Genomic DNA, 14,098 nt, shown 5'->3' with positions numbered 1-14,098 from the left:
ATTTCAAAAAATGAAAAATGCTGACTCTTCAGTCTCCTCTCAATGCCTACGAAGTTAGCTGACGGGCTAGAGCTGAGAGATGCTCTTCTCTAAGGGATAAGGGATGAAGGATGAATAAACAGTTTTTTATTCCGCCTTACACCTTTTGCCTTACTCCTGGCAGAGATACGCCCCATTAATTGGTTCCTCCGTTCCAGCGCTTATACAGAGCGATCGCTTGCTAAGACGCTGAATTAGGCTGACTTACTCGGATTAACCGATAAGCTTAGCACGCCTTTTTAAGACAGTCCACCTTTCCGAAGACATAACTTTCTAGCGATCGCTTCTCCATCAAATTCACAATAGTTTACGAATTTTTTGAGGCATTCTAGTGATGTTTGTATTCTGTACTACATCTTGCCTTCCTTCAACCCCATCTTTAGGTAGAAGCCGCTTGAAGCAGTCGAAGTTTATATTATCTATCTTGTTAATCAGCCAATTTTATCGTTCGTTCAGGGCACCCAATATGATGTCAGCATTCTCCTCTTTGGTTTCTCAACCTTCCGAACAAATCCTTTGTTTTTATACAAATTGCACAAATAAGATTCAAATTGTTAAATTTGATAATACTCAAAACTTAAACTTTGAACGGATTGTTTTCCCTGGTCAACGTTTATTGTTTAAAGCCTTACCGGACTCCCAACTAGAAATACATACTAACCCAACAAAAAGTTCTACTGAAAACTTAGCTTTAATAGAAGTAATTCCCTGCGATCATCTCCGCGTACATGAAGAAATGAACGCCTGAAAATGAAGTTTTTAACCCTTAGGGTGGCTTTTGATTAAAAACATTTTAAGAGCTTATAGGCGAAGTATTTGGGCGCGAAAACAAGAAGGACAAACAAATTAGCTACTCCCCAAGCTAATCTTAGTCTATGGAGAGCATTTGTAAACGAGTCAATAGCGCCAAAAAATGATGGATTTTAGTCAATTACTGCTCGATAAATCTGCCACGATTGTAGAGAAATGGATTGAAGCTGTCCGTGCTGATAGTCGAATTGAGACCGCAGCAGAATTATCTTACAAGGGTTTGCGCGACAGCCTCCCCCGTGTCCTCAAGGCATTAGCGACTGTACTTTCTAAGTTGCAAGACAGTGATGTTCAGTCGTTAGTAGATGCAAGTTTAGAACATGGTATACTTCGGGCTGAACAAGGTTACGATCCAGTAGAAATTGTCCGTGAATACCGAATTTTACGGGAGACAATCGTTTCCACCTTAGAGGGAGAGTTGCTAGACTCATCACCGATTGAGATAATCCGAGTCATTCGTCTGATTGATACAGTAGTGGATGAAGCGATCGCTCAATGTTTTAAAAGCTATATGGATGAGCGATTGCACGAACTCCAACAGTTGCAAAGTCAGTTAAAATTGACCAATCAAGAATTAACTCGTTTGCTTCGCGCGAATAAAGATAACCTTTCTCATCTAGCCCACGAATTGAAAACTCCCCTCACTTCAATTATTGGCTACTCAGATTTATTTTTACGCCAACAACAACGGAAGCAGGAGGAGAGTGATAACCTTCCGAATCTAGAACACATTGAGAAAGTGCTACGAAATGGACGACAGCTACTTCGATTAATCAACGATGCGTTGGAAATCTCTCGCTATGAAGCGGGGAAAATGAAATTGCAGCCATCTGTAACAGATGTACGCTCTTTAATTCAGAATATCCTGGAAATGGTAGAACCTTTGGCGGATTCCAAGGAGCTACAGATAATCGTTGATTACGATTCAGCTAGCGCCGATAGCTGTGCTGCTCTTCGAGAAGGACTACACCCCACATGCGCCCCCGATCGGGTGCTGACAGATCCGCTGAGACTCCAGCAAATTATTACTAATCTCTTGAGTAACGCGATTCGTTACACCGACTCTGGAACGATTAAATTAAGCTGCCAAACGCTATCAGATAAAGAGTGGGCGATCGCTATCAGCGATACGGGAATCGGCGTTCCTCCAGAAGACCAAGCTCGTATATTTGAACCCTACTTTCGCTCTATCCCCCAAGAAAAGTCTTTCCTTCCGGAAAGTACAGGTTTAGGATTAGCGATTGTCTCGCGGTTGGTAAAATTATTACAAGGAAGAATAGAGCTAGTTTCACAAGTAGGCATTGGCTCCACCTTCACTGTCATTTTACCGTTAGCAGTGAATACTTCTGAGGAAATCGTGACCCCTTCAACAACCCAGGTATAGCACTTTCAACTAATTTTTAAAGATGAAACCCCAGACTCCTTAGAACAGTCTGGGATTTGAACTCTAAACTCGAATCAAATAGCGATGAAGCCTGTTTTCGGGAAACAACTGCTAGTTTAGGGTCAAGCAGACGACCTGCAAGACTCTCCAAAATTCTTGAACCCCTTCAAAAGCGGTAGGTGCCCGTGCGGGAGCGTAGGTGCAGCCTTGGAGAGTCAATAGAGCGAAACACTGGCTGCTGTTGGGGGTGCATCCACTTCAATCCAACCCAGACGCAAAGATTTGTCAGCCAGCCAGGACTAACCACCTGAAACTCTCGAAGGGGTGGAGTCAGGATTGAGCGCTAGGTGAATGGAAGGAGGGGGGATTCGACAAGCAGAAAACTAAGTGTTGCGATCGCTCGTAAACTTTACCATGCGATCTCTTTGCTAGCGTATGCCGCGATCGCTCGGCGGCTGCTCATCTATCTTCGATCGGCAGGCGAGTGAAAAGTTGTACTTCGCGTATGATTAGTAATCAGCTGCTCAGCACTGGGAATAATAACTTAAGAGTTGAAAGCGGTTATTTTTCAAGTGCTGAAAAAACAATTAAAAACATTTCCAGAAAATCCGAGCGGGGAAAAACCTATTCGAGCTGACTTGAATAGCCAATACCTAAGGGGGCACAAACCCAGGGGGCATACGCCGTGATTGTAGACTTGAAAGAAACTGAACTCAGGGGAGCTTTTCTTAAAGGGAAGGAGCTGAGGGGAGCAGACCTAAGAAGGGTAAACCTCAGCGAGGCGAACCTCAGTTATGCAGATCTCATAGAAGCAGACCTAACAGAGGCAAACCTGAATGGGTCAAATCTAAGTGGAGCCTGTCTCAATTTAGCAAATCTGAGCGAGGCAGACCTGACGAAAGCAGACTTGAGTGGAACCACCCTGATTGGAGCAGATTTAACAGCAGCCAACTTGAGCGGAGCCAACTTGAAAAAGGCGAATCTGGTTGGAACTAATCTGGAAAATGCTAACTTGGCTGGAGCGAACCTGGTAGGAGTGGACTTGAGCGCAGCCGAGCTAAAGGGGGCTATCCTACAAAAGGCTGTCTACAATCAAGAGACTCGATTCCCTCCAGACTTTAACCTTCAGGAAGCGGGGGCTTACTTGATTGCCTCTGGCACTTTACTCATCGGCGTCAACCTGAGTGAAGTCGATCTCAGTGGAGTTTATTTAAAGTCAGCCGACCTGAAAGCAGCAAATTTGATGAGAGCAAATCTGGTCGGCGCAAATTTGGAGAACGTTAACTTGGCGGGTGCCAATCTGGTTGGAACCGATTTGAGTAAAGCCAAGCTGAGGGGAACCATTCTAGAAAAAGCTGTCTACACGCAAGAGACTCAATTTCCCTACGAGTTTGACCCCAGTGAAGCTGGAGCTTACTTGATTGCTGCGGGTGTATGCCTGCCTGGGGTTAATTTGAGCGGAGTCAATCTGAGCGGAGCCGACTTAAGGGCGACCAATCTGCGAGGGGCAAAGTTACGAGGAGCAAACTTGAGAGGGGTAGACTTAAGCAAAGCTAACTTGAGGAAAGCTGACCTGGATGATGCCAACTTGAGCGGAGCCGACTTACGAGGGGCGGACTTTACGGGAGCCATTTTGAGGCTGGTGAACTTCAGCGAGGCGGATCTAAGAGGAGTAGACTTAACGCGAGCCGACTTGAAGGGAGCCAATCTAAGTAGAGCCGACTTGAGAGGAGTAGACTTGACGGGAGCTAGCTTGAAGCAGGTGAACTTAAGTGAAGCCGACTTGAGGGGGGTAGACTTGACGCGAACGGATTTAAGGGGAGCCAACCTAAGTGGGGCAGACTTGACGGATGTGGATTTGAGTCGGGCGATGCTCAAGGGTGCCGACCTGACAGAAGCCAACGTTCCGCAAGAAAATTTCTTTAACTTAGAAATAGAGGCGCGATGAAGCTTAAAGCGATGTGCGATGGATGTGCGATGAATAGAGGGGCGAATAAATAATCGGAGTATTCACCCGGAGACGATATCCATTATTTTTTCTTGCGAGTCCAAAGATCCGTGAACATCATGGTCAACCCGCCTATAAAAATTGCGATCGCCATCCCGCCTGCCGTAACATTCATCCAATCAATATTTTCCATCTGATTATTCAGCCGTTTTTTCGATCAACGGTACTAGATTAGCAACTTTGGCATCCAGACAAACATTCCCAGCCGGAAAAGCGCGAACTAAGCGAACATTAAAGGTTTTGTAACCTGCTCCCGGCAAGTTTCGTTTGCGTGCTTGCCGGTGCGCTTTCAACCGTCCGGTGCAAGATGCGAACTCAAGGGACTTATTTTGCTCGAAGCAGTCTTAGACCTAGCCAGAATCGCCCCTTAGAAAGCGACAGGCGAGGGGAACTATCTTCAAACCCCTCTCCGATACGGAGAGAGGTTTGGCTACAAATCTGCTCGCTTGTGTCTTCCAGAGACTTGTACCAAGGATCTAGTGTCTGACTTCAAACTCAGGCGAGATTTTCGGAATTTCTTTGAGATAAACCCGCGAAAAAGGTTCGGCTGAGCCAAGCTGGTACTGTTCAAGCAAGCCATGAGAGCGGATGGAGATAGTGTCTCCTTCCTTAATCACGACAGTAGAGTCGTGGAGAATGTCTCTCGCCAGCATCATCTCGGTTTCCGTAGGATTATCCAAGATTACAAGATTGCTCCCGTAGTAGAACATCCCATCTGCCTCTAGTACGTCTTCTGTGTACTCGACAATCAGCAGATCGAGCTGGGGATTCCGGAGCAGGTTTTGAACGTTACTGTTGTAATCTTTGTTCAAGTTTTTCTGGGAACGATTGACGAAAACTCCATCCCGACAAACTGCGCCAATTGTCCAGTCGGGGTGTTGCATCAGGATATCGTCAATGACTTCTTGAAGTTCTTGAACTGAGATTCGGTTGAAGGTGATGAAAGGTATTCTGGCTTTTTCGGCGGAGTCAAAGAAGGTTTCCAGAATATGGGAAGGTACATCGACGCTGTCACCAACGGCGGGTCTAAGATGCATATAGATGCCAGGGGCAGCGTTGATTTCGATGATGCCAAACTCACCATCCTTCCAAGATTTGGATAAATCTTGGGCAATGACATCAATACCCAGGCAAGTTAGCCGGAAATGCTGGGCGATGTCTTGCGCCAGGATAATGTTGTCAGGATGAACAGTGCTTGTCTGATCGATGCTCAAGCCGCCAGCCGATAGGTTGGCAACTTTGCGAAGATAGACGGTGCGATCGCTTTCAATCACGCTATCCAGACCTAATCCCTGTTCTTCTAAGTACATTTCCATCGCTTCATCGCACTGGATCTTGCCCATTGGCGACGTTGGTGTATCTATCCTGTCTGGCTTCCGATTTTCCTGCTCGATCAATTCCGCAATCGTCGAGTGTCCATCACCCACGACTGATGCGGCGCGGCGTTCCGTCGCGGCGACGAATCTACCATTGACGCAAAGCATCCGAAAATCTGACCCTTTGTAGCTTTTTTCGACGATGATCCGGACTGGCTGCTCTTTAGGAATCGCATTGACTGCCCTGCTAAAGGCATATTTCAGTTCTTCTGAATCTTGCACATCAGCCGTTACCCCAATTCCTTTGTGGCCCACTACCGGCTTCACAGCGACGGGATAGCCAATCTCTCTAGCGGCTGCGCGAGCGTCTTCCAGTGAAGCGACGATGTCACCTTTGGGAACGGGGAATCCCAAGGTACCTAAGAAAGCTTTGCAGTCATCTTTGCGAGTGGTAAAGTCCGAATCCAGATGGCTATCGCAGTCAAAAGTCGTTGCTATCCCACGAATCTGCTTTCTTCCATAGCCATATTGAACCAGTCCTTCGTCCCACAGATAAAAAACGGGAATTCCTTTTTCATAAGCTGTACGCCACAGTGCATAGACTGTCGGCCCGCCGTAGACGGAGTAGCGGAACTGATCCTGCATTGCCTTGAACTGATCGTCAATCCGAAAATCTTTGCCTTGAGCGATCGCTTCAAACCAATCCCAAACACTGTAAACGACTGCCCGACTAGTGCGTGCATGAAGTGATTCTACGGCAATCTTCGTGCAAGCGGGAAGTTGCTTGATACTCCAGTGCTTGAGGTGCAGCCCCATGTCCAGTTTTCCCACTTCTGACACGGTTCGAGCGAACAGTTGGGCATGAGATTCGTAGGTTTCATCACGCAGGTGGGGGTAGCGATCGCCAATAATCGATACATAATCGCTAATCGCCGGAGGTTGCGCGTACTCAGTCAGGGCGAAATCGAATATTAGCGCCCCCGTCTGCAAATACGGGTTTGGCCCCATGTAATGCTTGAAGTTAAAGATATCGAATGCATCCGTTTTTCTCGCATTGACACGGACTGCATCGGTCATTATCTCTCTGCTCATTGAGTATCTCCCGTTTTTAAACACCCTTTTTATTAACTTGGCGACTCGCTTACTTGAGCCTAATTCGATTGCATAACCTTTTCAGCTATCAAAGGGCAGAGTCAAGTCAATTCTTTTTTATTGGATTTAATGGTGAATGGTTCGTTGCCTTTCTACCATTTGCGATCGCCATTGCCCAAATCGCTAAAATTTCTTTAATAAAAAACTTTAAAACCCATTTCCTTTAAGAAAATGGGTTTTCTAAGATTTGTGGAGTTTCCCCCTTGAAAATTTGATACAAAACCTAAGCTCGATCTACAATTTCTTTTGCTTTATCTTTGAGGTCTTCTTTTAGATGCATAGCAGCAGCTTCATCCTGCTTTATCTGACCTTCTGCTTGGTCTTTTTGGTCGCCGGTTACATGACCAAGCCCCTCTTGCACCTTGCCTTCTATGTTTTTAGCAACCGCTCTGGCTCTATCTTCTACGCTCATTTTTAGCTCCTTTACAAGGATATGTAATTTCTTATACTACTTCCAGTATAAGAAGCTTATGGGTAAAAAAGACATCCCTCGGCAGTTAGATTTTAAAGGCACAGGTAGCATTTAAAAAGTAGGATGGAAAGTGCCCACCCTACTTTCAATTAATCAAGAATTGGCTTGCGAGTTTTCAGATCAAATTTGTATCCGTGTGGAAGAATATGAAGCTTGGCTCCGCAAACTGCCAAAGGCTCATCCTTCAAAATGTCACCGATGTTGCTATGGGTCAGCTCTGACTCATCGACAATCGTGACAGCTCCTTCCCCGATTACTTCAAACTTGTTATCGCTGACCGCGATCGCTGTATTCTCGTCAATCCCAAATCCTAAGACAGCAGGCTGCTGTGCCAAGGCAGAAATTAACCGTCCCAGACGCCCACGCTGTAAGAAATGCTGATCGATGACCACTCCTGGCAAGAAGCCCATACCGGGACCCATCTCTACCACTTCAACCCGTGGATTTGTCTCAGAGTCGCCTTCAACGATCATGACATCTGGCATCATGGCAGCTCCCGCACTGGTGCCTCCCACCACGATTCCTTCAGCGTACCGTCTGTGAATCGCCTCATCGATCTGGGTACCCTTGAGAATGCTGGTGATGCGAGCCTGATCTCCGCCGGTAAAAAATACACCAGTGGCTTTCTCAATTGCCTCTAAGTAAGTGGCTGAAGTTGCATCTTCCCGCTCAACAGTATCAACGATACGAACGTCTTCGGCTCCCAGCCGCTCAAACACTCTGATATAGTTCTCTCCCACTTCTCTGGGCAGCTCTGTCGCCACGGTCATGACGACAATTCGAGCTTTAGTACCCCCGGCGCGGCGAACAAACTCTCGGAGGATTGTGCAGTCTCCCTCCTTGTCTTCTGCACCCCCGATGATCACCAACTGCCCGCTAGGTTTATTCGCTGGTACGTTTTCTTGAGCTTCCATTGATTTTATGTCCAGGTATTAATGGTTGTTTTGTGCATAAAAATACCCAGGAGATATAGAAGACTCCCAGGAAATTTTTTATGTCTCAGATTGGCTGTCCTGAATAACTAAAATAACTGCATACCGTTTGCCGCAGCTTCTTTCTAGGGATATAACTTGCAGCAAATCTGTAATTTAAAATACATAAGTCTATTTTGAAGTCTTTGACCGCTGAGTATAAATTAAGCTTGTAAAGCTGCAAAACTATATAGCTTCCAATTCATTAAATCTTGCGGCTGTTATCCAGATCCTATAGCAGCAATTCTCAGATGCATAAATAACACACTTTGGCACACACTATTGCTGTGTTCCAGATAAGCTTTATATTGCACCATCACCTAGCTGCATTAATTCAGATGAATTAATAAAGTAGCTTTGCTTGATGGAACAGTTGAGTTTGCGTACCCAAGACTTCGTAGAGGTCAACTGCTTGCTGCTTACCGCGAGGGATCACCCGGTCAATCAACCGACACTTGAATAACTCCGGTTGTCTCATCTGGGCAATAACGGCATCACTGGCAAGGATGTGACAGCCGTAAAGCTTTGTCAATTCTTCTAGTCGGGCGGCAGTATTCACGACATCGCCGATTACAGTAGAGTCCATGCGCCGGTCTGAACCCACTGTCCCAATCATGGCAACGCCTGTATGAATGCCGATACCAATGTTCACTGGCTGCTCCAAGTTGTATTGTTGGCGATCGCGATTAAACCGATTTAAGCTGTCTACCATCGCCACCGCCGCACTTAAAGCATCCTGTCCGTGGTTTCCCGTGCGGTCAAACACCGCCATCAGCGCATCTCCCAGAAATTTATCAATAAATCCATAATTGATGGCGATCGCTTGATTCATCTGGGTAAAGAAAGCGTTCAGCCACTCAAAGGTGTCGCTGGCGGTTTGAGTTTCAGCGATCGCGGTAAATTCTCGAATATCACAAAACAAAATCGTCAGTTCTTCTTCCCTGGCATTCCCCAGTTGAATTGACTCTACCCCTTCGGGTGCAATGCGCCTTAAGAATTGATCCGGCACAAATAGCCGAAACTTCTCTGAGAGATATTCATTGATTTGCCATGCCGCTGATAGTTGACGCTTCGTTTTCTCTTTAATTTTCTCCTGCATTTGTTGCCCGGAATGCTGCGATCGCATCTCGATCAAACGCAGAGTATTTGCAATCTTTTTCAAAAGGAGAGTAGTTTTAATCGGCTTGGTGAAGTAGTCATCACCTAATATTTCCAACCCCCGAAGCTTGGATTCTTCATCATCCAAAGCCGTCAAAAAAATCACCGGCACCGTTTGTAGCTTTGCATCCTCCCGCAACCGGCGACAAACTTCAAAGCCTCCCAGATCCGGCATCATCACATCCAGTAAAATCAAATCTGGCTGAAAATCTTTGACAACTTCCAGTGCTTGAACGCCTGATGAAGCTATTAGAGTTTCATATCCTTGTGAATACAACAACTCTTCTAGCAGCAATAAATTATTGGGTTCATCATCAACTAACAGAATGCGCGGCAAGGGCTTTGTCATGGGACTGACAATATAAGTGCAAATGACGCTGTTATGGAAAACTACTTCTGTTAGCCACCATTACACTCGCGCCTATGATTTTCCTTCAGTGTAACTACTTAAAACAGTTGTTCGCTGAACCAGTAATTCTAACTAGATGCCCCTGACGATTCCTAAGCTTGACAAGTTTTCTTTCAGTACAGGTAGGTAGATAGATGGAAATCTAACTCCTCCGAGGTCGCCGGTAACTGAGAGAACTTTAACATTATTGAAACACAGGACTTCGGTAAAGACAATTAACCATCTGGTAGATCGAAAAACAAACCGATCAAGAGATGATCTTTCTCCCAAAGATAGATAGCCCTTTGGTGGTAACAATTCTCGATTGGATGCAGTAAGGGTGAATCCCACCCCGTAAACCTAGAGGGTTGCCACACCTCTCAATTTGCAGATTCAAATAAGGTATAGGGTATAGGGACAGGATATCCTTGCCCCTCATGGATTCTTTGGGGTTCTAATCCTGCATAAAAGAGCGGACGGTAGTCGTGAGGAGATCGATATCTATTGGCTTACTGATGTAACCATTTGCCCCAGCAGCCAAACAGCGATCGCGATCGCCCGCCATTGCCATTGCCGTTACTGCAATTACTGGCACCGACTTCCACAAGCGATTGGCTTTGAGCTGACGGATAATTTCAAACCCATCCACCCCCGGTAGTTGGATATCCATGACAATCAAGTGCGGCAGCGATTTAGGCGTCACAAAAGGCGATTGCAACGCTTCCATCATCGTGCGACCGTTATAAATTAACTCAACTGCATACCCTTCTAATTCAAGTACATCAGAAATCAATGCCTGATTGAAAGCTTGATCTTCCACCACCAAAACTCGCTTGGCATTCCCAGAAGATACACCACCTTTGAGAAGTGATGACTGCTGTTGGCTTGGCACTGGGTTCGCTGCCTCTGTCAAAGTTTGACTCATTTCCGTTACCGGCAACCAGACGCGAAACGTACTCCCCTGATTTTCCACCGATTCCAGAGAGACGGTGCCGCCGTGGAGTTCCGCCAGTCGCTTCGTCAGCGCCAAACCTAACCCAGTTCCTTCATGTTGCCGCGTTAAGGAAGCATCCACCTGCTGGAAAGGGCGAAACAGCAAATGCCACTTATCTCTAGAAATCCCGATACCTGAGTCTTTGACTTCAAGACACAAGAAAGGCGTGCTAGGATTCACCGGGCTGCGATCCGGTCGAAATTCCCCGATCAACTGGGTGCCATAAGCTAGTCGTCCACTCAATTTAATTTGCCCGCGATCTGGGGTAAACTTGACAGCGTTGGAGAGCAAATTAATTAATATCTGGCGGACACGGCGTTCATCTAAAGATGCCTGCCCCAGCCGATAGTCTATTTCTAGGGTTAAGGCAAGTCGCTTTTTATCCGCACGGGGTTGAATCATTTGCAAACACTGCCTGCAAAGATCCAGGATGGAAACTGGCTGGAGTTCGAGTTCTGCCTTTCCAGCTTCTATTTTGGAGAGATCCAGAATGTCATTAATCAACTGCAACAGGTGTTGACCGCTTTCTTCCATCACCCGCACGTATTTAATCTGGCGTTCGTTCAAAGAACCGGCGATTTGCCGCAGCAACAAGTCCGAAAACCCTAAAATGCTGTTGAGGGGTGTCCGCAGTTCGTGGGACATGGCAGCCAGAAACTCAGACTTCATTTGGGAAGCCCGTTCTAAATTCTGATTAATTTCGCGCAGGTGTTCTTGCGCCTGTGCCCTTTCAATGGCAACGCCCAGCGTGCGACAAGCGACCAGGAGTATATCCTGTTGGGGAGCGTCCTGAAGTCTCTGATGAGTGCGAGATTCCAGCGTCAAGACGCCAATAATCTTGCCATTAGCGGCAGGAATGGGAAAAATGCCCAGTTGACCAATTGCCGGATGGCGAAATGCCGACACTGCCTGGGAATGTTTAGAATAATCGTCAACAAATACTGGCTTGCCGGTTTCTACGACTTGCCACAATAACCCTTGACCATAGGGAATCCCTCGATCGAGAAAGGCTTGCATCTCGGCAACGGCAGCTTCGCCGTGAGTCGCGATGAATCGACCAGAAATTTGATTGGTGAGAATATCGGCATAGGCATCAATGCCTTGACCCGTAATTACCTTGACATCGCCGAACGCTGCACCCATTGTCTCCACCAGATAGGAAAGTGCAAATTTTCCGATTGTCTGCAAGTCACTGGCAGGCTGCAACCGTTCCATCAAACCTACTAAAAAAGTCAACCGCCTCACCTCAGCGTTTAAAGTTACCTGGTAGTCTTGATACCTGGTGACATCGCGGAAGGTAAACAGGCGTCCCCCATCACTCGTCAGTGTGGTATCTATCTCTAGGCAGATACCGTTAGATTGCTGTATGGAAAAGGAAATGTATTCTGTTTCGGTTTCGCTAAGGGCTGAAGCGATTTGTTCGCTCTGCTGCTGCGACCAATATCCCTGTGCCACCACTTCAGCCAAGACTTCGCTACAATGCGGCTGTAGACCCAGCCATTCGGGGGGAAGTCCCCAAAGAAGACTGAATTTTCGATTAAACAAGACTAAGTGATGGGAGCGGTTAAACAAAGCGATCGCATGGTCTACTGGATTCAAAATGAGTTCTTGTTCCTCCTTTGACTGTTGCCCAGCAGCGATTGTCTGCTCTGGTTGCATAGTTTTTTGAGAAGTTGAGGGTGAAGAAGTCGGGAATCAGTCTAGCACCGTCTGAATCTTGTTAATGTGGCTTTCATCGTCAAAAGTAAACCTTTCTTAATCATTCTTTACTTAACAAAATCTAACATTATCGCTCATGAGTTGACCAACTAAATGTTGTGATTCAACGCACAAGGCAATAAGATCAAAATCTCACTCCATAGATGTTAGGAGTCAAACTATCCAGGGTGGTGCGATCACTTCTATCTCAAGGTAGACATGATGAAATAGAGGTCAGTTGCTCCTTAAATGGGTGAGGTGAGAGATGAGGTTTGTAGAGCAAACTTTAAATCAGGAAAATGAGTTTGAAGTCAGTCTTCCTCTGTCTGAATTTCCGGCTTCAAAACTGAAAACTCAAACGATGCTAAATACTCAAAACTCCATGTCACTGGCCCAAGAACTGGCACAGAATTGGCGAGAGCAGATTGTAGCCGACTATCCCGACTCTAGCGCAGCAATGCAAGAAAGTATTACGCGCTGGCTGATCGGAGAAGATTTAGAACGATTTGAAGCCCTGAACCCAAGCCAGATGACAATTGCTCGGCAAGCAATGGAATATCGTTACCGAATTTTACGGCAGCGCTATTTAGGCGTGGGACCAGAGCGTGCCTATCGGAATCTTACGACTCGGTTGGGCAGCTTAGTGCTGCTTCGCAATAAAATCCGTACTTGGGTGGCGCTTTCGCGCGATCGCCAGCGGGCAGTGGTCGATGTATTGCAAGAAGTAATTCAGGAACTATTACACAGCGATCGCTACATTCAACAGCAAATTGCTTGGATTGCCCAATGTACTCCTAGTGATACTCGTCTCCGCAATTCCCTACTGATGACCAGTATCGAAGAGTATTGCCTCAGGCCGATTCGCAACCAACCGCTGTTAGTGTATCGGTTTGTGAATTATCTACGGCGTTCTCAGCGAGGCGGCATGACTCACGTACCCGATGGCGAACTGGTACGGCTGGTTTCCGAAGAAGTGACGCCCGATGAAACAGACAGCCCGGTGAGTTTGCTAGACGCTCAAGCAGTCACTCAGTACCAAGAAAATCAAGTTTGGGAAGAACAACAAGCGTTACGCACCACGGTCAAGCAGGAATTTAAAGACTATCTAGCCGAAAATGTGAGTCAATCTGCTGCTGATTGGCTGACACTGTATCTGCAAGGCAAGTCCCAAGAAGCGATTGCTAGCGCCTTAAACCTACAGATCAAAGAAGTCTATCGACTGCGCGAAAAAGTCAGCTACCATGCCATTCGCGTCTTTGCCGTTAAAAGCCAGCCAGAATTAGTTGCCAGTTGGCTAGAAGCGTCATTGCAAGAACACAACCTGGGGTTGACCCTAATCGAGTGGGAGCAATTCTACGCCACTCTCCCCTCCGTGCAGCGGCAGTTAATTGATGGTTTAAAAGCAGGCAAAACCCTAGACGCGATCGCTGCTGAGTTGAACCTGAAAAATCACCAAGTCATGGGCGAATGGAGCAAACTTTATCTAGCCGCTCAAGCCTTGCGGAGCGATTCTTAACCTAGTTTCCGACAACTAGCAATATTTTCTTCCCAGAGGGGTAGCATAACTATAACTATATGGATAAAACTGATTTATTCAGAACAATGTGCTAGATAATAGCTGAAACTCGATCGCAGGGGCATCTAGGATATTCACAATTCAAGTTCTGTAACTCGCCATGACCGCACTCGGAGTAACCAAGCTGCGGCT

The 14,098-nt window shown here is 46.5% G+C and carries 9 protein-coding genes and 1 riboswitch; of the genes, 4 read left to right on the top strand and 5 right to left on the bottom strand.

Translation table 11 applies throughout. The features are described from left to right. Window positions 1-28 precede the first annotated feature (28 nt). Window positions 29-250: riboswitch (cyclic di-AMP (ydaO/yuaA leader) on the bottom strand. A 255-nt stretch (window positions 251-505) separates the two neighbouring features. The 3 genes from NDI34_RS15795 to NDI34_RS15785 all read left to right on the top strand — a co-directional run bounded on the left by NDI34_RS15795 (window position 506) and on the right by NDI34_RS15785 (window position 4,181). Further along, window positions 506-787 carry a DUF1830 domain-containing protein gene (locus NDI34_RS15795; RefSeq protein ID WP_348233124.1) on the top strand — a complete coding sequence of 94 codons (282 nt, stop codon included), beginning with the start codon at window positions 506-508 and terminating at the stop codon, window positions 785-787. 168 nt (window positions 788-955) lie between these two features. Next, window positions 956-2,233 carry a sensor histidine kinase gene (locus NDI34_RS15790; protein ID WP_348233138.1) on the top strand — a complete coding sequence of 426 codons (1,278 nt, stop codon included), beginning with the start codon at window positions 956-958 and terminating at the stop codon, window positions 2,231-2,233. A gap of 685 nt (window positions 2,234-2,918) precedes the next feature. Then, window positions 2,919-4,181, top strand: coding sequence for a pentapeptide repeat-containing protein (locus tag NDI34_RS15785; RefSeq protein WP_190415142.1), 1,263 nt, complete (start codon window positions 2,919-2,921; stop codon window positions 4,179-4,181). Between the two features lie 536 nt (window positions 4,182-4,717). Here the strand turns inward: NDI34_RS15785 and NDI34_RS15780 are convergent. From NDI34_RS15780 to NDI34_RS15760, 5 genes are all read right to left on the bottom strand, one after another. Then, a complete protein-coding gene (locus NDI34_RS15780; RefSeq protein ID WP_348233123.1) occupies window positions 4,718-6,649 on the bottom strand; it encodes an acetate--CoA ligase family protein in 1,932 nt (643 codons plus the stop codon). Window positions 6,650-6,932: 283 nt separating this feature from the next. Continuing rightward, the gene (locus NDI34_RS15775) at window positions 6,933-7,121 is read right to left on the bottom strand and encodes a CsbD family protein (RefSeq protein WP_348233122.1); all 189 of its coding nucleotides are present in this window, start codon (window positions 7,119-7,121) and stop codon (window positions 6,933-6,935) included. 149 nt (window positions 7,122-7,270) lie between these two features. Next, the gene (locus NDI34_RS15770; RefSeq protein ID WP_190415138.1) at window positions 7,271-8,095 is read right to left on the bottom strand and encodes a cyanophycinase; all 825 of its coding nucleotides are present in this window, start codon (window positions 8,093-8,095) and stop codon (window positions 7,271-7,273) included. Between the two features lie 400 nt (window positions 8,096-8,495). Continuing rightward, window positions 8,496-9,659, bottom strand: coding sequence for an adenylate/guanylate cyclase domain-containing protein (locus NDI34_RS15765; protein WP_190536880.1), 1,164 nt, complete (start codon window positions 9,657-9,659; stop codon window positions 8,496-8,498). Between the two features lie 493 nt (window positions 9,660-10,152). Beyond that, complete coding sequence (locus NDI34_RS15760) at window positions 10,153-12,351, bottom strand: ATP-binding protein (protein ID WP_348233121.1); 2,199 nt, start codon at window positions 12,349-12,351, stop codon at window positions 10,153-10,155. Between the two features lie 421 nt (window positions 12,352-12,772). Here NDI34_RS15760 and NDI34_RS15755 point away from each other — a divergent pair, with 421 nt between their 5' ends. Then, on the top strand, window positions 12,773-13,906 hold the full coding sequence (locus NDI34_RS15755; protein WP_190415684.1) for a HetZ-related protein 2: 1,134 nt from the start codon (window positions 12,773-12,775) through the stop codon (window positions 13,904-13,906). Window positions 13,907-14,098: the final 192 nt, after the last annotated feature.

This window comes from Trichocoleus sp. DQ-U1, from assembly GCF_039961925.1.
Classification (GTDB): Bacteria; Cyanobacteriota; Cyanobacteriia; order Cyanobacteriales; family FACHB-T130; genus FACHB-T130.
Note: the sequence above shows the minus strand (reverse complement) of the source record. Positions and strands in the feature narration are given on the sequence as shown.